The 19,482-nt window shown below is 68.2% G+C and carries 17 protein-coding genes; 8 read left to right on the top strand and 9 right to left on the bottom strand.

Going from position 1 to position 19,482, the window contains the following annotated elements; translation table 11 throughout:
- The first annotated feature begins 4 nt into the window (after positions 1 to 4).
- The 3 genes from BEN78_08395 (at position 5) to BEN78_08385 (ending at position 2,891) form a co-directional block, all read left to right on the top strand.
- Entirely contained in the window at positions 5 to 304 is a 300-nt protein-coding gene (locus tag BEN78_08395) for a hypothetical protein (protein ASR43392.1), read from the top strand.
- A 1,684-nt stretch (positions 305 to 1,988) separates the two neighbouring features.
- Positions 1,989 to 2,336, top strand: coding sequence for a hypothetical protein (locus BEN78_08390; protein ID ASR43391.1), 348 nt, complete (start codon positions 1,989 to 1,991; stop codon positions 2,334 to 2,336).
- A 111-nt stretch (positions 2,337 to 2,447) separates the two neighbouring features.
- Positions 2,448 to 2,891, top strand: coding sequence for a hypothetical protein (locus BEN78_08385; GenBank protein ASR43390.1), 444 nt, complete (start codon positions 2,448 to 2,450; stop codon positions 2,889 to 2,891).
- A gap of 579 nt (positions 2,892 to 3,470) precedes the next feature.
- On the opposite strand, the gene BEN78_08380 is transcribed toward BEN78_08385, so the two are convergent.
- Positions 3,471 to 6,641, bottom strand: coding sequence for a multidrug transporter AcrB (locus BEN78_08380; GenBank protein ID ASR43389.1), 3,171 nt, complete (start codon positions 6,639 to 6,641; stop codon positions 3,471 to 3,473).
- Positions 6,642 to 6,822: 181 nt separating this feature from the next.
- Positions 6,823 to 7,938, bottom strand: coding sequence for an efflux transporter periplasmic adaptor subunit (locus BEN78_08375; protein ID ASR45022.1), 1,116 nt, complete (start codon positions 7,936 to 7,938; stop codon positions 6,823 to 6,825).
- A gap of 97 nt (positions 7,939 to 8,035) precedes the next feature.
- Between BEN78_08375 and BEN78_08370 the strand changes: the two genes are divergently transcribed.
- The 3 genes from BEN78_08370 to BEN78_08360 all read left to right on the top strand — a co-directional run bounded on the left by BEN78_08370 (position 8,036) and on the right by BEN78_08360 (position 10,894).
- Positions 8,036 to 8,725: a hypothetical protein gene (locus BEN78_08370; GenBank protein ID ASR43388.1), complete on the top strand. Its 690-nt coding sequence runs from the start codon at positions 8,036 to 8,038 to the stop codon at positions 8,723 to 8,725.
- 134 nt (positions 8,726 to 8,859) lie between these two features.
- Positions 8,860 to 9,522, top strand: coding sequence for a protein-L-isoaspartate O-methyltransferase (locus tag BEN78_08365; GenBank protein ASR43387.1), 663 nt, complete (start codon positions 8,860 to 8,862; stop codon positions 9,520 to 9,522).
- A gap of 19 nt (positions 9,523 to 9,541) precedes the next feature.
- Entirely contained in the window at positions 9,542 to 10,894 is a 1,353-nt protein-coding gene (locus BEN78_08360) for a hypothetical protein (protein ID ASR43386.1), read from the top strand.
- Positions 10,895 to 10,954: 60 nt separating this feature from the next.
- On the opposite strand, the gene BEN78_08355 is transcribed toward BEN78_08360, so the two are convergent.
- On the bottom strand, positions 10,955 to 12,250 hold the full coding sequence (locus BEN78_08355; protein ID ASR43385.1) for a 3-deoxy-D-manno-octulosonic acid transferase: 1,296 nt from the start codon (positions 12,248 to 12,250) through the stop codon (positions 10,955 to 10,957).
- Between the two features lie 175 nt (positions 12,251 to 12,425).
- Here BEN78_08355 and BEN78_08350 point away from each other — a divergent pair, with 175 nt between their 5' ends.
- The gene (locus BEN78_08350; GenBank protein ASR43384.1) at positions 12,426 to 13,262 is read left to right on the top strand and encodes a lipid A biosynthesis lauroyl acyltransferase; all 837 of its coding nucleotides are present in this window, start codon (positions 12,426 to 12,428) and stop codon (positions 13,260 to 13,262) included.
- Positions 13,263 to 13,299: 37 nt separating this feature from the next.
- On the opposite strand, the gene BEN78_08345 is transcribed toward BEN78_08350, so the two are convergent.
- From BEN78_08345 to BEN78_08320, 6 genes are all read right to left on the bottom strand, one after another.
- On the bottom strand, positions 13,300 to 14,655 hold the full coding sequence (locus tag BEN78_08345) for a hypothetical protein (GenBank protein ASR43383.1): 1,356 nt from the start codon (positions 14,653 to 14,655) through the stop codon (positions 13,300 to 13,302).
- Positions 14,630 to 15,751: a glycosyl transferase gene (locus tag BEN78_08340; protein ID ASR43382.1), complete on the bottom strand. Its 1,122-nt coding sequence runs from the start codon at positions 15,749 to 15,751 to the stop codon at positions 14,630 to 14,632. The genes BEN78_08345 and BEN78_08340 overlap by 26 nt, the downstream gene beginning before the upstream one ends.
- Before the next feature lie 31 nt (positions 15,752 to 15,782).
- Positions 15,783 to 15,983, bottom strand: a complete 201-nt coding sequence (locus BEN78_08335; protein ASR43381.1) for a hypothetical protein — start codon at positions 15,981 to 15,983, stop codon at positions 15,783 to 15,785.
- An 85-nt stretch (positions 15,984 to 16,068) separates the two neighbouring features.
- Entirely contained in the window at positions 16,069 to 16,779 is a 711-nt protein-coding gene (locus BEN78_08330; protein ID ASR43380.1) for a quercetin 2,3-dioxygenase, read from the bottom strand.
- Between the two features lie 231 nt (positions 16,780 to 17,010).
- Positions 17,011 to 17,598 (bottom strand): polyisoprenoid-binding protein, encoded by a 588-nt coding sequence (locus BEN78_08325; GenBank protein ID ASR45021.1) that lies wholly within the window; start codon positions 17,596 to 17,598, stop codon positions 17,011 to 17,013.
- Positions 17,599 to 17,786: 188 nt separating this feature from the next.
- Positions 17,787 to 18,374 carry a malonic semialdehyde reductase gene (locus tag BEN78_08320; GenBank protein ASR43379.1) on the bottom strand — a complete coding sequence of 196 codons (588 nt, stop codon included), beginning with the start codon at positions 18,372 to 18,374 and terminating at the stop codon, positions 17,787 to 17,789.
- 77 nt (positions 18,375 to 18,451) lie between these two features.
- Between BEN78_08320 and BEN78_08315 the strand changes: the two genes are divergently transcribed.
- Positions 18,452 to 19,438, top strand: a complete 987-nt coding sequence (locus tag BEN78_08315) for a nucleoside-diphosphate sugar epimerase (protein ASR43378.1) — start codon at positions 18,452 to 18,454, stop codon at positions 19,436 to 19,438.
- Positions 19,439 to 19,482 lie beyond the last annotated feature (44 nt).

Here is a 19,482-nt window from a genome sequence, read left to right as displayed (position 1 = left end):
CGGCATGGAAGCGGCGGCCACGCGAGTCGCCACCAGGTACCGCGTGGGCTCCATCTCCGCGCCGGGATACTTCCGCGCGAATGCATGCGGGAAATGGGCCGGCGCCATCACGTTCGCGATCGGCCGCATGCTGCAGCAGCGCCCGCCTGCGCTGCCGCTCCACATCGGCTCACAGGCTAGCCGGCAACGGCACGCCTCTGCCATCTCCGCCCTTTCGTCGCGGACTACGATTTCGCTGCGCACCGGCATCGACATCCTTGTACGCAGCCGCAGGTATTCCAGCAGTCGCAACCCGCTGCCGTAACGCCATCAGCCAGCGCGGCCGTCCCGCACCGACAATAGGCGGCCCATTTCGTCGTGTGACTGCACCGCCAAGATGCATCGCCCGTTCGCGATGACGAACCGGCGGATACACCCCACGTACGCCTGCTTGGCGCACCGGCTGTGATGCCGGAGCCGCACCCGGAACTGATCTAAGAGCTGGGGCGGCCTCGACCCCGTTACACCATTGTTTGCACTCGTGTAACGCATATGCCCGTGCCCGTTGCAGATAACGCAGACAGCTTCCGCACCGACAGCATCCAGTGAAACCCGCCAATTCTCTGACACGGCGCAACCCCCTTCCCACCGCATCGATACTGACCGATACTCGGCGCAACACCGCCTTTGGGCGGTTCAATATGCACTGAGGGGATTAAAATTACATGGATAGTTCGGTGAAAGCTCTAACCGAGCCCGGATGGTGGCTACCCAATATCGTCGTGATTCTGATTTCATGGGCTTTGCCCATTGCCATTCGAAAGGCCCAATCCTCACTGCGTCGGTACGCACGCCACAACAAGATCAACAACCTTAAACGTGTTCGGGGCCTACGTTGGGATTCATTACAGATCATCCAGCTCATCAATGAGGCTACGGTAAACTACGTTATATTTGTCCTCCTCATCGTGGTCTATTTGTGTTTGATAATTTTCACCCCGTTCCGCGAAGCACTCAAATCCATTCCACTTACAATCCTTCTTGCTTCACCCATCTACTTTTTCCAAATTCGATGGCTCATATCTGATTCCTTAGTCAAACAAGCCATCAAATCAAGACGCAAAGTTCTCGGACTCAGAGACATAACTTGATGCTACTCCCTAACAATTCATTCAAGCCGACGTCGCTTCACGGGGTGGCTTGACTCAGGCGTCAGGTGTCATATGGGAATTCTATCCAGGCTTCGAGAACGGGCAAATCGTGATGACGGACGCATCTATCAGGTTGGCAATGAGTCAATTGGCGCCTGGACAGTCATCGGCGCACTTTCTATCGTTGTGGCCTTAGTTCTCTGGCAGCTTCACAGACATGCAGGAGTCAACGGCGCTTGGGCTGCCGCCGCCGGCTTAGTTGGTCTAGGCTTTCTGTTCTTGGGCGCTCGCTGCGGTTCTACCGGCAATGACACCTAACGATTCGTTCAAGCCAACGCCGCTTCGCGGCGCGGTTTGATTAAGGCTTTACGCTGATGCCGCACAATTCTCAGCCCCCACCCGCTCCCCCACCGTCAGTCCAGTCACACGCGACGCGTCCTGCCAGCGTTGCAGTAGCCGCGTGGCTTTTCGGCGTTAGCTATGCATTTGGCTTGGCCATTGCGATAACAGAAGTTGGTATCCCCAGGACGCCTACCATCCTGATGGGGCTGCTCTTTGGCGTGTTAGTTTCAGGAGGCATGTTGATCGCCATCTGCTCTCGGCGGAGCTGGGCAAGATGGGCTGTCGTCATTCTGATAGCGCTGAACGTCGTCGTGATCCCTGACCTCATTTCTCGCAGCTCAGACACGATAAAGATCTTCTATGCTGTCCAAGGAATTCTTCAACTAGCTTCAGCAATCCTAATTCTCATGCCCGCATCGAGTCGATGGTATCGGCCTAACAGTGCATTCAAGCCGAGCCCGCCTCGCGGATCGCCTTAGTCCAGGTGTCAGGGCCCGCACTCAGCAATCCTGCGCAATGAGAGAGGAAACGGTACTACTGCTGGTCCGACTGATGCATACGGCCGCTTGGGTGTTCTTCGCTGGCTCCATTGTTGTCCTTCCCATTGCTGCTTATGCGTGTCACTTTGACTTGGCTCTTATCCTCATCGGATTCGTCACCTTCGAGATCATCGTTCTCGCTCTCAATGGCTGGGCGTGCCCGCTCACCCCCATAGCGGCTCGATACACCAGCGACCGTAGAGACAACTTCGATATTTTCCTTCCGCTATGGCTGGCTCGCTACAACAAACAGGTCTTTGGCGCGCTCTTCCTGGCCGGGCTCATTTACACTGCCCTGGAATGGTGGCGCACCAACGGCACCTGACAACCCATTCAAGCCGACGCCGCTTTGCGGCGCGGCTCAATTGAGGCGTTAGCCCCTATGGCAACTGCTAGCCTCCTGTGGCTCCTACTTCAAGCTGCGCCAGCTCAGCTTGTGGATCAGAGCAACCCGAAGAACGTCGATATGATGATGTGCGGCCCAGCCACTGAGATCTACCTGCCCGATCCGCAGCGCCAAGTTGCCCCGAACGTTCGACTCAAGCATCTGCAGTTCATGAGCCCGGACGATCCGTGCGGACGCAACTTCGAGCACGACGCAATCACTTCACTGCAAGATCGTGTAAGTCAGATCGCCGCATCCTCTCTGTCAGGAAGCAAGACGTCTTTCAGCATCATGGTGCAGTACACGCTAACAGCTGGCAGCCCAAGTGACTTCGAAATGCGAACCATGGATGCGCCTGAGGAAGAAGAGCAGCGCCTTACTGATTTTTACTACGCTGCAAGGAAGGCAAGCACTTTCCAGCCCTCGAAAGGCACTGTCCACGTCGCCATCCAGTACGAGATCTCCCCATCTGAGACTGCATCCGATGGGGACTAGCAGGCCGTTCACGCCGATCTCGCTTCGCGGCGAAGCTTAGTTCTGGCGTCGAGCTTTAGGCCAACTTGCAATGCGATCTCATGCCAACTTACTCCGCATCGGGGCTTGGACCACCGCTCTCGTATGCCTCTTAGTTGCAGGGTTTTTCTTGCATTGCTGTCTCGTCTTGCGTCCACAGATCATCAACGTGCACCCTTGTGATCCGATCCCCGAGAACGTCATAAAACTTGGCCCCGAACTGGTGGTGGACAACCCAGACAGCATTCAGGGTTTGAACGAGATGAGCTGGCCCGAGTTGCGCGCCAAGCTACGTCCTGGAGACGTCTTGCGTGAATTTGAGACGGATATATCGGGAGGCCACCTGATCACGCGTGACGGCTGCTATCTCGGACAGACTTTGGCATGGATGCGCTAAGGCCTCGCAGTTTATTCAAGCCGATGCCGCGCTTCGCGGAGCGGCTCAATGCAGATGAAGGGCGGCACGCGTAACGTCGCATCGCGTCATGCCGCTTGTTCGAGTACAGCGCTCGCAGCCTTTGGAACGAAGCAGGCCCGTCCGACGTCGTCATATATGTGCCTTCATTCGCTCGCGCGCGGCCGCTCGTCCTCGCGCACCCGGAACCACGCCGCATACAGCGCCGGCAGGAAGGTCAGCGTCAGCAGCGTCGCTACGGTGAGCCCGCCCATGATCGCCACCGCCATCGGGCCGAAGAACACGCTGCGCGAGAGTGGAATCATCGCCAGGATCGCGGCGAGCGCAGTCAGTACGATCGGCCGGAAGCGGCGCACCGTCGCGTCGATCACCGCGTTCCAGCGCGGGTGGCCGGCGGCGATGTCCTGCTCGATCTGGTCGACCAGGATGATCGAGTTGCGCATGATCATGCCCGCCAGCGCGATCGTGCCGAGCATCGCCACGAAGCCGAACGGCACCCGGAAGACCAGCAGGAACAGGGTGACGCCGATCAGCCCCAGCGGCGCGGTCAGTAGCACCAGCGCACTGCGCGAGAAGCTGCGCAGCTGCAGCATCAGCAGCGTCACGACCACGAACAGGAACAGGGGCAGGCCGGCCTTGATCGAATCCTGGCCCTTGCCCGAGTCCTCGACGGTGCCGCCCGTTTCCAGGCGGTACCCCGGTGGCAAGTTGCTGCGGATGTCCTCGAGCATGGGCAGGATCTGGGCGACGACGGTCGGCGGGGTGACATCCCCGCGGACATCCGCGCGCACGGTGATCGTCGGCAATCGATCGCGGTGCCAGATGATGCCGTCCTCGAACGTGGACTCCAGCCGCGCAACTTGCGACAGCGGCACCGGGCCGTTGGCGCTGGGCATGGCCAGGCTGGCCAGGCGCTCGAGCGCGGCGCGCTCCTCGGCGGGTCCACGCATCACGATGCCGATCAGCTCGTTGTCCTCACGGTAGGTGCTGATCTGCTGACCCGACAGCGAACTCGACAGGAACTGGGCGATCTGCTGCGAGCTCACACCCAGGACACGGGCGCGCTCCTGGTCGACGACCAAGCGCACGATCCGGCTGGGCTCGTCCCAGTCGAGATTGACGTTCATCGTGTGCGGGTGCTCGCGCACCTTGGTCGCGATCGCGTCTGCAATCGCACGCACGCGCTCGACGTGTTCGCCGGACACGCGCAGCTGCACTGGATAGCCGACCGGCGGCCCGGTCTCGAGTCGGGTGACGCGTAGCTGCAACTCGGGGATGGTCGGCGCGACTTCGTCGACCAGCCAGGTGCGCAGGCGCTCGCGCGCTTCAACATCGGTTGCGGTGACGACGAACTGCGCGAAGTTGGCCTGCGGCAGTTGTTGATCCAGCGGCAGATAGAACCGCGGCGAGCCGGTGCCGACATAGGCCACACGGCTGTCGACGCCCTCGCGCCCATCGATCAGCGCGTCGATTCGGGCGGCCGCGGCTTCGGTGGCGCGCAGCGAGCTGCCCTCGGCGAGCTCGACATCGACCATCAGTTCCAGCCGGGTCGAATCGGGGAAGAACTGCTGCGGCACGAAGCGGAACAACAGCAACGACGCGACGAACAGCGCCACCGTCGCACCGATGACCAGCCAGCGGTGCGTCAGCGACCAGTGCAGCCAGCCGCGAAAGCGCCGGTAGAACGGCCGTTGGTAGGGATCATGGTCATGCGCCTGCGGCTCGGCCGGCGCCAATGCGAAAGCGAATGCCGGCCAACGGTCGGCGGCGCGGCTGCGTGCATCGCGCCATCGCGCAGGCAGCGAACCGGGACGCGGCGGCTGCGGGTTGGCAAGGTCGGGCAGCATCTTCTCGCCGAGCAGCGGGATGAACAGCACCGCCGCGATCCACGATACCACCAGCGCGATCGTCACCACCTCGAACAGCGAGCGCGTGTACTCGCCGGTGCTCGAAGCCGCGGTCGCGATCGGCAGAAAGCCCGCGGCGGTCACCAGCGTGCCGGTCAGCATCGGAAAGGCGGTGTGCGTCCACGCATAGCTGGCGGCCTTGAGCCGGCTGTCGCCCTGCTCCATGCGGATGGCCATCATCTCCACCGCGATGATCGCGTCGTCCACCAGCAAGCCCAGCGCCAGCACCAGCGCGCCGAGTGAGATCTTGTGCAGGCCGATATCGAACAAGTCCATCGCGGTAAAGGTCATCGCCAGCACCAGCGGGATCGACACCGCGACCACCAGGCCGGTGCGCAGGCCCAGCGACAGGAAGCTCACCAGCAGCACGATGACCACCGCCTCGGCCAGCACTTTGACGAATTCGCCGACCGAGTCGCGCACCGCGCGCGGTTGGTCGGAGACCTTGCGCAGCACCATGCCCGCCGGCAGCGTGTCCTGCAGCCGCGCGAACTCGGCCTCCAACGCTTTGCCGAGCCGGAGGATGTCGCCACCTTCGTGCATCGCCACCGCGATGCCAATCGCGTCCTCGCCCATGAAACGCATCCGCGGCGCGGCCGGATCGGCGAAGCCGCGCTCGACGGTCGCGATGTCGCCAAGGCGCACAGTGCGGTCGCCGGCGCGGATTGGGAACGCGCGGATGGCCTCGACCGACTCGAATGCGCCGTCCACGCGGAGTTGTACGCGCGCATCGGCGGTCTCGAAGAAGCCCGCCGGCACCATCGCGTTCTGCTCAGACAGCGCCTGTTGCACCGCCGCCATCGGAATGCCGAGCGTCGCCAGCCGGGTGTTGTCGACCTCGATCCAGATCTTCTCGTCCTGGAGCCCGACCAGTTCGACCTTGCCGACATCGTCGACCTGCTGCAGCGCGCGCTGGATACGGTCGGCGTAGTCCTTCTTGATCGCGTAGTCGAAGCCGTCGCCGGTCAGCGCATAGATGTTGCCGAAGGTGTCGCCGAACTCATCGTTGAAGAAGGGGCCGATGATGTCCTGCGGCAACTGCGGCCTGAGGTCGCCGACCTTCTTGCGCACCTGGTACCACAGCGCCGGGATCTCGCTGGACCGCATCGAATCGCGCGCGAAGAAGATCACCTGCGACTCGCCGGGCCGCGAGTACGAGCGCAGGAACTCGTAGTCGCCGGTCTCCATGAGCTTGCGCTCGATGCGCTCGGTCACCTGCCGCGACACCTGTTCGGCAGTCGCCCCCGGCCACTGGGTCTGGATCACCATCGCCTTGAACGTGAACGGCGGGTCCTCCGACTGGCCCAGCCGGCCGTAGGACCAGATGCCCGCGATCGCGACGACGAGCATTGCGTAGAGCACGAGGGTGCGATTGCCCAGCGCCCATTCCGACAGGTTGAAGCGGCTCATGGGTGCGTGCCCTGTGTGCCTATGCCCAATACGGGCACGCCCGCGCGCGATGCCATGCGCCCGAAGTAACGCATGCGCGCGTGCGCCATCACACGACGGCCAGTGCCCCCACCCATCCTCCCCCGCAGGCGGGGGAGGTGCGCGCGTGCCGTGCCGATCAGGCACACGATGCCATCACCTCTCATCGTGCCGCCGCCGGCGTCGGCGCGTCGGGAAGCAGGGGCCGGTTGTCGCGGCCGACCGGCGTGACGGCCTGGCCTTCGCGCAGCAGGTGACCGCCGGCGGCGACCACCAGCGCATCGGGCGCCAGTCCCGAGAGAATCGGCACGGTCTGCGCGCCGAATGCGCCGGCCTCCACCGGGACCGAACGCAGCGTGCGGGTCTGCGGGTCTACCACCCAAACCGCCTTGCCACCGTCGGCACCAGGCTGGATCGCGGTCAGCGGCACCCGCAGCGTGTCGCCGTCGGCGAGTTCGAAGTGCACGCGTGCGCTCTGGCCCAGCTCCAGGCCGTCGCGGGCACTGTCGTCGACCGCGACCCGGGCCGCATAAGTCCGCGCCTGGGCATCGGCGGCCGGGGCAATCTCGCGCAGCGTGCCGGATAGGCGCACGCCGGGCCGGTTCCACAACTCGATCCAGGCGCGCTGCCCCACCGAGAACGCGGCGATGCGCGACTCGGGCAACGCGATCGCGACCTCCCGGCCCTCATCGCCGGCAAAGGTGAAGATGGTCTGCCCGGCGGCGACAACCTGCCCGGCCTCGGCCTGGCGACTGGCGACGACGCCGTCGCGCGGCGCCAGCAGCTGGGTGTAGCCGGCCTGATTGCCGGCGACCTCGGCCTGGGCGCGCGCCGAGTTCAGTTGCGCCTGCGCCGCGCGGTAGGCCGCGTCCTGGGCGTCCATCGTCGAGCGACTGACCAGTTGCTGGTCCACGAGCTGGGCATAGCGCGCACGGTCGGTCCGGGCCCGGGCGTACTCGGCCTCTGCGGCCGCCAATTGCGCCTGCGCCGACTGCGCCTGCAGGCGCAGGTCGCCGGGGTCGATCTCGGCCAGCACCTGGCCGCGCGTCACCCGCGCACCGGCATCCACCAGCCGCCGCACCAGTTGCCCACCGACCTGGAACGACAACGGGCTTTCCTCCCGCGCGCGGACCTCGCCGGCAAAGGCGAGCGCATCGCCCTCCGCGGCATCGGACGGGGTGACGACCAGCACCGGGCGCGCAGCTTCCGGCGGCGTGGGCTCGCGTCCGCAAGCACCCAGCAGCAAGGCGGCCAGGAGGACGGTCGCGAGACGAGGCACGGCGGTGGACTTGACACGGGGCATGGAAGCTCCGGCTGAACGCGGGCGAGAATGCCGTATCGTATATTTTCAGAACTGGTTGGTATAGTATTAACGCATGAGCATGCGTGCCCCTTCCGTCCCCGCCTCCCAGCCCGATGCCCGGGGCCCGGCCGGCCCTGGCCGACCGAAGGACCTGGCCAAGCGCGCCGCCATTCTCGAAGCCGCCGAGCGCATGTTCCTGCAGCAGGGCTACGAGGGCGTGAGCATGGACCAGATTGCCGCCGAGGCCGGCGTCTCCAAGCTCACCGTCTACAGCCATTTCGGCGACAAGGACACCTTGTTCACCGAAGCCGCGGCCGCGTATTGCGAGCAGCAGATGCCCGCCTCGGTGTTCGAGCCCGCGCCCGGCACGCCGCTGCGCCAGCGCCTGCTGGAAGTCGCCGAGGCCTTCTTTGCGATGATCAGCGCGCCTGAAGCGGTGGCCGGCCACCGCCTGCTATGCACGCCGCAGATGGTCGAAAAGCGCCTGGCCCAGCGGTTCTGGCAGGGCGGCCCCGAGCGGGTGCAGTCGGCATTCGCCGCACTGCTGCGCCGGCGCATCGAAACCGGCGACCTGGAGATCGAGGAGGCCCTGGTGCCGACCGCGGCCGCGCAGTTCTTCGTGCTGGTCAAGGGCGAGCTGCATCAGCGCATGGTGTTCGACTGCGAGGACGCCGACGATTGCGCGCGCCAGCGTCGGGCCCACCTCGAGGCCTCGGTCGACATGTTCCTGCGCGCCTATGGCCGCTCCCGCCGCGATCGCTGAACGAGTCCCCTGGGGGTCGGCATGCCGTCAGGGCCGGTGACTTCCGGCACTGCGCCCCCGCCGAGCGCCCCCGCGATGATCACCCTGCCCGCGACCGCTAGAATTGCGCGCTGGCGAACTAGGAAACCGCAACAATGACGATCGACTACGCCAAGGCCCGCGCGGCGATGGTGGAACAACAGGTCCGGCCCTGGGACGTGCTCGATGCGCGCGTGCTCGAGACGATCTCGCGCGTGCCGCGCGAGGCGTTCGTCGCCGATGCCCGCCGGGCCCTGGCCTATGCCGATCTGGAACTGCCGATCGGCCACGGCGAGACCATGCTCAAGCCCGTCGTCGAAGGCCGCGCGCTGCAGGCGCTCAAGCTCGAGCAGGGCGACGAGGTGCTGCAGATCGGCACCGGCAGCGGTTACCTGGCCGCGTGCCTGGGTCACCTGGCCCGCGACGTCGTCAGCCTCGAGCGCCACGCCGACCTCGCCGAGGCCGCGCGCGCGCGGCTGCAGGCGCAGGGCATCGCCAATGTCGAGGTCGTCCACGCCGACGTCTTCGCCTGGAACACCGAGCGCCGCTTCGATGCGATCTGCGTCGGCGGCGCCGTCGATACCGTGCCCGCCCGCTTCGTGCAGTGGCTGCGTCCCGGTGGCCGCATGTTCATTGTCCGCGGCCAAGCGCCCGCGATGGAAGCGGTGCTGGTCCGGCGCGAGGGCGAGGACGTCAACGCACCGCGCATCGAGTCGTTGTTCGAGACCGGGCTCGCCTATCTCGCCGGGGCTGCCCCGGTGCCGCACTTCTCCCTCTGATCGACCGAAGGACTCCCCGATGTTCCGCCGCCCCCTGTTCCTGTCGCTCGCGCTCGCGCTGACATCCGGCCCGCTGTTCGCCGCCGATCTCGTCCAGACCTACGAACTGGCCCGCACCAACGACCCGACGCTCTCGATCGCCGAATCGCAGCGGCTGTCGACCCGCGAGGGCGCAGTGCAGGCGCGCGCGGGTCTGCTGCCGCAAATCCGCGGTAGCGCGTCGCTGAGTGACGCTCGTGTCGCCAGCGAGCCCGGCAAGGCGCGCACACGCAGCTACGGCATCAGCGCCGGCCAAGTGCTGTTCGACTGGAATCGGATCGCCTCGCTGCGCTCGCAGCGCGCGCTGAGCACCGCGGCGGACTTCCAGCTCGACGCCGACAACGATTCACTGATCACCCGCACCGCCTCGGCCTACTTCGACGTGCTGATCGCGACCGAGACGCTGGCCGCCGCCGAGGCCGCCGAGCAGGCCTTCAAGCGTCAGTTCGACTTCGCCGACAAGCGCCTGGAAGTCGGCCTGGCGCCGATCACCGACGTGCACGAGGCGCGCGCGCAGTACGACGGCGCCCGCGCGAACACGATCCTGCGCCGCAATGCACTGCAGGATGCCTACCAGGCGCTGGCCGAGATCACCGGCCAGCCGGTCACCAACCTGCGCGGTCTGCCCGACGACTTCACCCCGCAATTGCCCGAGGGCCGCGACGCCGAGGCCTGGGTCGCCACCGCGCTTGAGCAGAACCCGCAGCTCAAGGCACTGCAGTACCAGGTCACCGCCAATGAGCACAACGTCGCCGCAGCGAAGGCCGGGCACCTGCCGACGCTTGATCTCAACGCCAGCTATGGCAAGAGTGACACTTGGGGACGAGATAACCCCGCCGCGCTTGCGCAGCGCGGCGAAACCAACAGCATTGGCGTGACCCTGACCGTGCCGATCTTCAGCGGCGGCGCGACCCAATCGCAGGTGCGCCAGTCGATCGCCCAGCGTGATATCGCGGCCGACCAGTACGAGGCCCAGCGCCGCGCGATCGAGCGCAACACCCGCAGCGCGTACCAGAACCTCGTCGCCGGCATCACCGAGGTCGAGGCGCGCCGGCTGGCGCTGGTCTCGGCCAACGCCGCCTACGAGGCCTCGCAGGTCGGCCTGGAAGTGGGCACCCGCACGGTCATCGACGTGTTGATCAACCAGCAGAACCTGTTCTCGGCACGCCAGGACTACGCGTTCGCCAAGTACAACTTCCTGCAGAGCCGACTGCTGCTCGAGCAGGCCGCCGGCACGCTGGACATCGGTAACCTACAGGAGGTCAACCGCCAGCTGACGGTCGACGTCAACGGCGTGCAGGCTTCGACCGGCGAGGTCGGCGGGACCCAGTAAGCCGGGACGCCAAGCGTCAACCGACAACGGCGCGGATCGAACGATCCGCGCCGTTGTCGTTCATGGCGCCGGCAGGTCGTCGGCGATCAACGCCAGCGTCCGCGCGAGCGCGCCGCGCCCTTCGGCGAACAGGGCACGGCCTGCCTCGCCCATCGTGGTGCGCATCGGGGCATCGGCCAGCAGCGTGGCCAGATGGTCGTAGACCGCGTCGGCGTCCTCGCCGATACGCAGCGCGCCAGCGCGGCCGAGCTGACGGGCGATGTCGACGAAGTTCTGCAGGTGCGGGCCGGTCACCACGGGCACCCCGACCGCGGCCGGCTCGAGCAGGTTGTGGCCGCCGATGTCCTGCAGGCTGCCGCCGACGAACGCGACGTCGGCGCAGGCGAAGAACGCACCGAGCTCGCCCAGCGTATCGAGCACGAACACGTCGTCGCTCGCATCCGGCCAGCGCGTGAACGCGCGCGTGGCCACCCGCCATCCGGCTTCGACGGCCAACTGCGCGACGCCGCGGAAACGCTCGGGATGGCGCGGCGCCCAGATCAACAGCAGGTCCGGCCAACGCGCGCGCAGGCGCTGGTGGATCGCGATCACCGCCGCCTCCTCGTCGGGGTGCGTGCTCGCAGCGATCCACACCTTCCGCCCGCCGATGGTCGCGCGGAATGTCGCCGCCAGCGCCGCGACCGCGCCCTCGTCCATCGTGATGTCGTACTTGAGGTTGCCCACGTCGGCAACCTGCTCGCGTGCCGCACCAAGCTTGACGAACCGGCGGGCATCGTCGGCCGATTGCGTCGCGACCCGGCGCACCGTCCGCAGCGCGCGGCCCACCAGCGGCCGCAGCACGCGATAGCCGCGCAGCGAGCGCGCCGACAGCCGGGCGTTGACGATGACAGTCGGCACGCCGGCATCGCGGCAGCAGAACAGCAGGTTGGGCCAGATCTCGGTTTCCACGATCAGGCCGATGCCCGGCTGGAACCGGGCGAGGAACCGCCGCACCGCGCCCGACAGGTCGTAGGGCAGGTACACGTGTTCGACCCGCTCGCCCCACAGCGCGCGCACCCGCTCCGAGCCGGTCGGGGTGATCGTCGTCACCAGCAGCCGGCGCTCGGGATCGCGCGCGAGCAGGGCATTGATCAGCGGCGCCGCGGCATTGACCTCGCCGACCGACACCGCGTGCACCCAGACCGGCGTCGGCGATGGCGTGCTGCGATATACGCCATAGCGCTCGTTCCAGCGCTGCAGGTAGGCCGGCTGACGGAAGCCACGCCAGATCAGGTGATAGACCGTCACCGGCACGAGCACGACCAGCAGCGCCGAATAGAGGCCGCGCAACAGTCGTTCGGTAAGGTCGGCCCGCATCGCCACAGGATAGCGGATGGGCGGGGCTGGGGAGACTGCGCGTCGGCGCCGTGCACGGGCCGAACGGCGCAGCGACGCACAGCTTCTACAATGGCCACATGTCTTCCGCGCCCCCTGTCTTCCCCGCCCGCCGCTCGCCCCCCGCCACTGGCCGGCGTGGTGCGGTATCGGGCTGATGGCGCTGGCCGCACGCCTGCCCTGGCCGCTGCAGCGCGCGCTGGGCCGCGCGATCGGCACGACGCTACGGCTCGCGCTCACGGGCCGGCGCCGGATCGCCGCCCGCAATCTCGCGCTGTGCTTTCCAGAGCGCGACGCCGCCGAGCGCGAGGCGCTGCTGCGCGCGCATTTCCATGCGCTGGGCATCGGCCTGTTCGAGTTCGCGCGCGCGTGGTGGGGCTCGATCGAGCCACTCCGCCGCGGGCTGGTGGTGGAGGGCGTCGAGCACATCGAGGCCGCACGTGCGCAGGGGCGCGGGGTGATCGTGGTGTCGGGCCACTTCACCACGCTCGAAGTCTGCGGCCGGCTGATGTGCGATTACGTCCCGCTGGCCGGCATGTACCGCCCGCATCGATCGCCCGCGATGGAGTGGGCGGTGCGCCGCGGCCGTGCGCGTTATGCGGCGGCGATGTTCCCCAAGCGCGACGTGCGCGGCACCGCGCGCCATCTCAAGCGCGGCGGCCTGCTCTGGTATGCGCCCGACCAGGACCCCAGTGGTGGCGACGCGGTCTACGTGCCGTTCTTCGGCCGGCCCGCGCACAGCCTGACCTCGACCCACCAGCTGGCGCGCATGTCCGGCGCGGCGGTGGTGTTCTACCAGCATGTGCGCCGGCCCGATGGCGGCTACACGCTGACTCTGACGCCGGCACCGGCGCCCTATCCAACCGCCGACGCGATTGCCGACACCGCGACCGTGATGGCCGGCATCGAGGCCATGGCCCGCGCTGCGCCCGATCAGTACCTGTGGATCCACCGCCGCTTCAAGCGGCAGCCGGACGGGGCGCAGTTGTACTGACGCCACCCGCGGGCAGCGGATGGCGTCTCAAGCGCCCTCAGCGCACTGCGTCGTGGCCCGGTGGCGCCGGTTCCTCGCGCGCCAGCAGGCTGCCGGCGTAGAGCGCCGAGAGCAGCAGCGTGAAGCCGCCCCAGAAGGTCGAATAGAACGCCAAATGGGTGTTGAGCGGGAACACCGTCACCGCCAGCGCCAGCATCGCCGGCCGTGCCCGTTCGCGCGCAGCCGGGGTCGCGTAGCGCCACGCGCGCCAGGCCAGCGCCAGGCCGGCCAGCCACAGCAGCACACCGATCAGGCCGGTCTCGCTGGCGACTTCGAGCACGATCTGGTGAGCGTGGAAGGCCGGCCCTTCGCCCCACTCGGCCAGTTGGCCGGGGCGCGGGTCGCAATCGGGAAACGCCTCGCGGAAGCCGCGCGCGCCCACGCCGTTGATCGGATGTTCGCGCACCATGCACCAGGCCGCGCCCCAGATCCGGGTCCGACCCGACAGCGCGGTGTCGACCCCCGACTGGTCGGCCGACAACCCCATCGCGGTGCGCTCGACGCGCTCGCGCACCTGCGGCGAGACCAGCGCCACGATCACCGCGACCGCGGCACCCGCAACGAACACCGCCAGCAGCCGTTTCCAGCCCAGCAGGCGCCAGCCGGAGAACAGCAGCACCAGCGCGTAGGTCAGCCACGACGCGCGCGATCCGGCGAACAGCAGCACCACGCCGATCGCGGCACTGGCAACGACCCAGCCCGCCGCGCCGAAGCGCCGCGCGGCGGCGTACAGCGCGAACGGCGACAGGCTCGCCAGCACGATGCCGAGCTTGAGGTTGCAGGGGCCGAGCACGCCGCCCAGGCGGTCGGCCATCGCCACCTGCTCGAGCGTGCACATCGGCCGGCTGCTGATCAGCTGCTTGAGCTGATCGATCCCGAAGAACAGCGGGCTGGTACCGAAGAACACCTCGACCAGGCCGTCGATCGTCCACACCGCGAGGATGATCGCCAGGCCGCCCAGGGTGATGCGGCGGCCGCGCCGGTCGGCGACCGCCGAGGCAACCAGCCACAGAAACGGCAGATAGCGCAGGTCGACCAGCGCTTCGCGCAGCGCGCGGCCGACATCGACCGAGTCGATCGCCGAGATCAACTGCGGCAGCCAGTACGCGCAGAACAGCACGCTGGTCAGCGCCCAGGCCGGGGCGCTGAGCAGCGCGCTGCCGCCGCGGAAGCGCGCGCGCAGCAACAACACGATCGCCACCAGGGCGCCGAGCACCATCACGCCTTCGGCGTAGCCGGGGGCCGGCCACAGGATCACGAACGCCAGCACCCAGTGCGGCGCCCAGCGCCAGCCCACCGGCTGCGGTGCAGGCGCAGCGCCCACAGGCTCAATCGTCGTCGTCGAGTTCGTCATAGACCGTCAGTGTCGCTGCCTGCATGGCCTGCAGGGTGTAGGGCATCGTAGCCGGTGGCGCCGGCGGCCGGGCCAGCAAGCCGATGGCCGCGTCGGCGAGCGCGGCGGCATCGAACGGCGGCACCGCGCCTTCGGGCTGCAGTTCGGCCAGCAACTCGCCCACGCCGCCATGGGCCCAGCCCAGTACCGGCCGCGCGCACGACAGCGCTTCGATCACCGTGCGGCCGAAGGCCTCGGGCTTGCGCGAGAGTTGCAGCACCAGGTCGCTGGCCGCATAGGCCTGCACGATCGCCGAGGTCGGCGGCGTCATCGCCAGCGCAGCGCCGCAGCCCGCGGCATCGGCCTCGCGCATGAGAGCATCGAGATAGGCTTCCCGGCCCGCCTCGCGCGCCCCGGGCATCCACAGCCGCGCGTCGAGGCCCTGCGCGCGTACGGCCGCCAGCAGCGCGATCGCATCGCCGTGCCCCTTCAGTCGGGTGCCGCGGCCCGGCAACAGCAGCAACGGGCCGTCGCCGCCGAGTGTCGGATGGGCGGCGGCGACGGCCGCGCGCGCGGCCGGGTCGGGCCGGGGCGCCGGTGGAAAGCGCGCCGGATCGATGCCGCGCGGAATCACCCGCAGCCGTGCCGGGTCGGTCTTCGGATAGTGGCGCAGCAGATGCGCGCGCACGGTGTCGGACACGCAGATCACGCGCTCGCCGCGGGCCATGATCGCACTGTAGCGCGACGGCGAATTCAACCCGTGCATCGTGGTGACGAAGCGCGGGCGCCGCGCGTCCGGCATGCCGCGCACCGCCAGCCAGCCGAGCCAGGCCGGCAGCCGCGAGCGCGCGTGCACGATGTCGGCGCCGGTCTCGGCAAACAGCCGCCGCAACGTGCGCACATGGCGCAGTGCCCACGGCCGCTTGCTGCCGATGTCGAGCGTGACGTGGCGCGCGCCGGTGGCCTCGAGCTCGGGCACCAGCCGCCCACCGGCCGACACCACGATCGCCGTGTGCCCCGCCGCGACCAGCGCCGATGCGATCTCGATCGTCGAACGCTCGACGCCGCCCGACGACAGCGCCGGCAACAGTTGGACGACGGTCAGCGGACCACGCATGCGGCGCGGCTGACGGCGACGCCGCCGACGGTCAATCGACCAGGACGAAGTGCGCGCCGCAGTACGGACAATCGGCCGCGCCGCCCTCGGCCTCGATCGGCAGGTAGACGCGGGGGTGCGAGTTCCACAGCGCCATCGACGGCAGCGGGCAGCTCAGCGGCAGGTCGGCGCGCCGCACCTCGTACTGCTTGGCGGCATTGGCTTGCGTCGGCTGGACGTTGGCTGCGGTCATGGCGGCGGCATCGATCGAACATGGAAGGCCGCCATTCTAGCCTGCGCGCCGGCCGCTCGTCGGGCGCCGGCCGTGACCCCGGCGCTCAGCGCGGCAGGTCGAACAACAGCACGTCGGCCAGGGCCTCGCCCGCGCCCTCGATGACCAGGGTCGCCGCCTCGTCGACCCAGCCCTGCGCATCGCCGGCCGACAGCTGCTCGCCGTCGACGCGCACCGCGCCGCGTGCGACCTGCAGCCAGTAGCGCCGGTCCGGCGACAACGTCGCTTCGACGCGCTCGCCCTCACCCAGCAACACGCCCTGCAGCGTCGCCTGCTGGCGGATCGCCAGGCTGCCGTCGCGGCCGTCGGGCGAGGCCAGCACCCCCCAGGTACCACGCCGCGCGGCCGGGTCGAACGCGCGCTGCGCGTGGCCCGGCGGCAAGTTGACGCGATCGGGCTGGATCCAGATCTGCAGGAAATGCACCGGCGCCTGCGCCGAGCCGTTGAACTCGCTGTGCTCGATCCCGTGGCCAGCGCCCATCCACTGCAGCTCGCCGGCCGACAGCGCGCCGCGGCCGCCCTGGTTGTCCGCATGCGCCAGCGTGCCTTCGAGCACGTAGCTGAGGATCTCCATGTTGGCGTGGCCGTGGGTCGGAAAGCCCGCGCCTGGGGCGACTCGGTCCTCGTTGATCACGCGCAACGGGCCGAAGCCCATCCATGCCGGGTCGTGGTAGTGGCCGAACGAGAAGGTATGGCGGCTGTCGAGCCAGTCGGTCCGGACCTGGCCGCGGGCGTCGGCGGGGCGATGCAGTTTCATGACGGCACTCCTGGCGGTGCGACGAGGGAGCAGAGGGGAGACGCGCATCGAACGCGTGTCACCTCCCCCTGCGCTCGGGGGAGGTCGACGCGCACAGCGCGTCGGGTGGGGGGATGGGGGCATGGGCCGTGGGCACACGCGCCCACGACGAAAATGCGCGGGGCCCGGGATTGACCACGGGCCCCGCAGGGACTCGCGACCCTGCCGCCGGCGCACCGGCGGCAGCGGACGTCACTGCGCGGTGGCAGCGGCCGGCGCGGCAGCGTCCTCGGCGACAACGGCCTCGGTCGTGATCCGCAGCTCGACCTCGTCGCTGACGTTCGGCGCATAGGCACCGACGCCGAAATCGCTGCGCTTGATCTGCGCGACGGCGTCGAAGCCGGCGGCGGCGCGCTTGACCATCGGCTGCTCGCCGAACTTGTTGATCGTCACGTCGAGCACCACCGGCTTGGTGATGTCCTTGATCGTCAGATCGCCGGTGACCTTGAGCTTGTTGGTGCCCGCGCTCTCGACCGACGTGCTCTTGAACGTGGCGTTGGGGTACTTGGCCGCGTCGAAGAAGTCGGCGCTGCGCAGGTGGTCGTCGAACTCGGAGACGTGCGAGTTCAGGCCGGCCAGCGGCAGCGTGACTTCGACCGAGGAGGCGGACACGTTGTCGGCGTCGTACACGATGCGGCCTTCGACCTGGCCGAAATGCGCCACCGGATGCGAGAAGCCGAAGTGGCTCCACTGCGCGACCACGTCGGTGTGGTGGGGATCGAGCACGTAGGTGCCCGACACGCCGGCGATCGCCTGGGCGGTGTCCTGGGTTTCGCCCATCGCCTCGCCCGAAGGCTGGGCGGGCGCGGACGCGGCGGGCGCATCGGCGGTGTTGGCGGGCGCGCCATCCTGCTGGCCGCAGGCGGCGAGAGCGATGGCGGCGGCGAGCGGGAGCAGCAGACGGGTGGTGCGCATGGCGATGTCCTCGGAACGTGGATGGGAACTGCGGAAGGGTCGTGCGGGTGCTTCTAGACGATGCGCGCGGCTTCGTCGAACGGCAGGCGCGGCGAGCGCGGGAAGATTGTCGAAGGATCGCCCTTGCCCAGGTTGACCAGGAAGTTCGACTTGATCTGCGTGCCGGCGAAGAACTCGGCGTCGACCTTGGCATTGTCGAAGCCCGACATCGGGCCGGTATCGAGGCCGAGCGCGCGCGCGGCCAGGATCAGGTACGCCCCCTGCAGACTGCCATTGCGGAACGCGGCTTCTCGCCGGTTTTCGCGCGGGCCGTCGAACCACGACTTGGCGTCGGTGTGCGGAAACAGGAACGGGAGCTTCTCGTGGAAGTCCTCGTCGTGGCCGATGATGACCGTGACCGGTGCCGACAGCGTCTTGTCGCGGTTGCCCTCGCTCAGCGCCGGCGCCAGCCGTGCCTTACCTTCGGCGGACCTGACGAACACGAAGCGGGCCGGCGACATGTTGGCCGAGGTCGGGGCGAACTTCAGCAGGTCGTAGAGCCGGTGCAGCGTGGCGTCGTCGATCTGCCCGCCGAACCCGTTGTAGGTGCGGGCGGTGCGGAACAACTGGTCGAGCGCGGCATCGGGCAAGGCATCGGTCATCGAACGTCTCGCAAGGACTGGACTGGGCCGCAGTGTAGAGTCACGCGGCGGTGTCGCGCGTGCACCGCCCGGAACGGATGGTCACACTCGTGGAACGAAACCCGCACGACGGCGCCGATTGCCGACATATCTGGGCAGTCAGTGACGGCCGCGCCGGCAACGCGCGTCAGGCCGACGCCTTGGCGGCGGCGGTGGCGTCGGATCACCCCGTGGCGCAGTTGCATCTCACGCCCCGGGCGCCCTGGCGCTGGGCCGCCCCTCGGCGCCTGCCCGGCGCCGACGCCGCGTTCGGCGGCCATTATCAAGCGCGACTGCGTACGCCCCCTGCGCTGGCGATCGGCTGCGGCCGACAAGCAGCGCTCGCGACCCGCCTCGCCGGCGCCCATGGCGCCCGCACGGTGCAGATCCTCGACCCCCGCATCGTTCCGCACCATTGGGATCTCGTCGTCGTACCCGCGCACGACGCGCTGCGCGGCGACAACGTGCTGGTCGCGCGTGGCAGCCTGCATCCGGTCGACGACGACTGGCTGGCCGCCGCCCGTGTGGCGCATCCGGCCCTGGCGACGCTGCCCGGGCCACGGATCGCGGTATTGCTGGGCGGCGATTCCAAGCATGGCCGCTTCGACGTCGCTGCGTTCGAGACCCTGGCCGCGCGGCTCGACGCCCTGGTCGCCCGCGACGGCGGCAGCCTGCTGATCGCGGGCTCGCGGCGAACGCCGCTCCCCGTGCGCGCGGCGCTGCGCGCCCGCTACGCCCACCGCGCCGCACTGGTCTGGGCCGATGACGCTGACGGCGCGAATCCCTACCCGGGCCTGCTCGGCTGGGCGGACCGCATCGTTTGCTCGGCCGACTCAGTCAACATGCTCTCCGAGGCCGCCGCGACCCGCGCTCCGGTGTTCGTGTTCGAACCCGAGCGCATCGACGGCGGCCCGCGCCGCTTCGTCGACAGCCTGATCGCCGACGGTCGCCTCCACGTGCTGGGCGACGCCCTGCCCGACATCCCCGTCACCCCCCTGCGCGAGACCGCCCGGATCGCCGCCGAGATCCGCACCCGCCTCCTCTAGAACCGGGGTCAGAGTGCAATTTCTAAAGAAATTGCACTCTGACC

It is taken from the genome of Xanthomonas citri pv. mangiferaeindicae (genome assembly GCA_002240395.1).
GTDB classification, from domain to species: Bacteria; Pseudomonadota; Gammaproteobacteria; order Xanthomonadales; family Xanthomonadaceae; genus Luteimonas; species Luteimonas citri_A.
Note: the sequence above shows the minus strand (reverse complement) of the source record. Positions and strands in the feature narration are given on the sequence as shown.

Coding starts and splice junctions, on each gene's coding strand:
- BEN78_08395 (ASR43392.1), top strand. CDS start 5: ATGGAAGCGGCGGCCACGCGAGTCGCCACCAGGTACCGCGTGGGCTCC.
- BEN78_08390 (ASR43391.1), top strand. CDS start 1,989: ATGAGAGAGGAAACGGTACTACTGCTGGTCCGACTGATGCATACGGCC.
- BEN78_08380 (ASR43389.1), bottom strand. CDS start 6,641: ATGAGCCGCTTCAACCTGTCGGAATGGGCGCTGGGCAATCGCACCCTC.
- BEN78_08370 (ASR43388.1), top strand. CDS start 8,036: ATGAGCATGCGTGCCCCTTCCGTCCCCGCCTCCCAGCCCGATGCCCGG.
- BEN78_08365 (ASR43387.1), top strand. CDS start 8,860: ATGACGATCGACTACGCCAAGGCCCGCGCGGCGATGGTGGAACAACAG.
- BEN78_08360 (ASR43386.1), top strand. CDS start 9,542: ATGTTCCGCCGCCCCCTGTTCCTGTCGCTCGCGCTCGCGCTGACATCC.
- BEN78_08355 (ASR43385.1), bottom strand. CDS start 12,250: ATGCGGGCCGACCTTACCGAACGACTGTTGCGCGGCCTCTATTCGGCG.
- BEN78_08350 (ASR43384.1), top strand. CDS start 12,426: ATGGCGCTGGCCGCACGCCTGCCCTGGCCGCTGCAGCGCGCGCTGGGC.
- BEN78_08345 (ASR43383.1), bottom strand. CDS start 14,655: ATGACGAACTCGACGACGACGATTGAGCCTGTGGGCGCTGCGCCTGCA.
- BEN78_08340 (ASR43382.1), bottom strand. CDS start 15,751: ATGCGTGGTCCGCTGACCGTCGTCCAACTGTTGCCGGCGCTGTCGTCG.
- BEN78_08335 (ASR43381.1), bottom strand. CDS start 15,983: ATGACCGCAGCCAACGTCCAGCCGACGCAAGCCAATGCCGCCAAGCAG.
- BEN78_08330 (ASR43380.1), bottom strand. CDS start 16,779: ATGAAACTGCATCGCCCCGCCGACGCCCGCGGCCAGGTCCGGACCGAC.
- BEN78_08325 (ASR45021.1), bottom strand. CDS start 17,598: ATGGGCGAAACCCAGGACACCGCCCAGGCGATCGCCGGCGTGTCGGGC.
- BEN78_08320 (ASR43379.1), bottom strand. CDS start 18,374: ATGACCGATGCCTTGCCCGATGCCGCGCTCGACCAGTTGTTCCGCACC.
- BEN78_08315 (ASR43378.1), top strand. CDS start 18,452: ATGGTCACACTCGTGGAACGAAACCCGCACGACGGCGCCGATTGCCGA.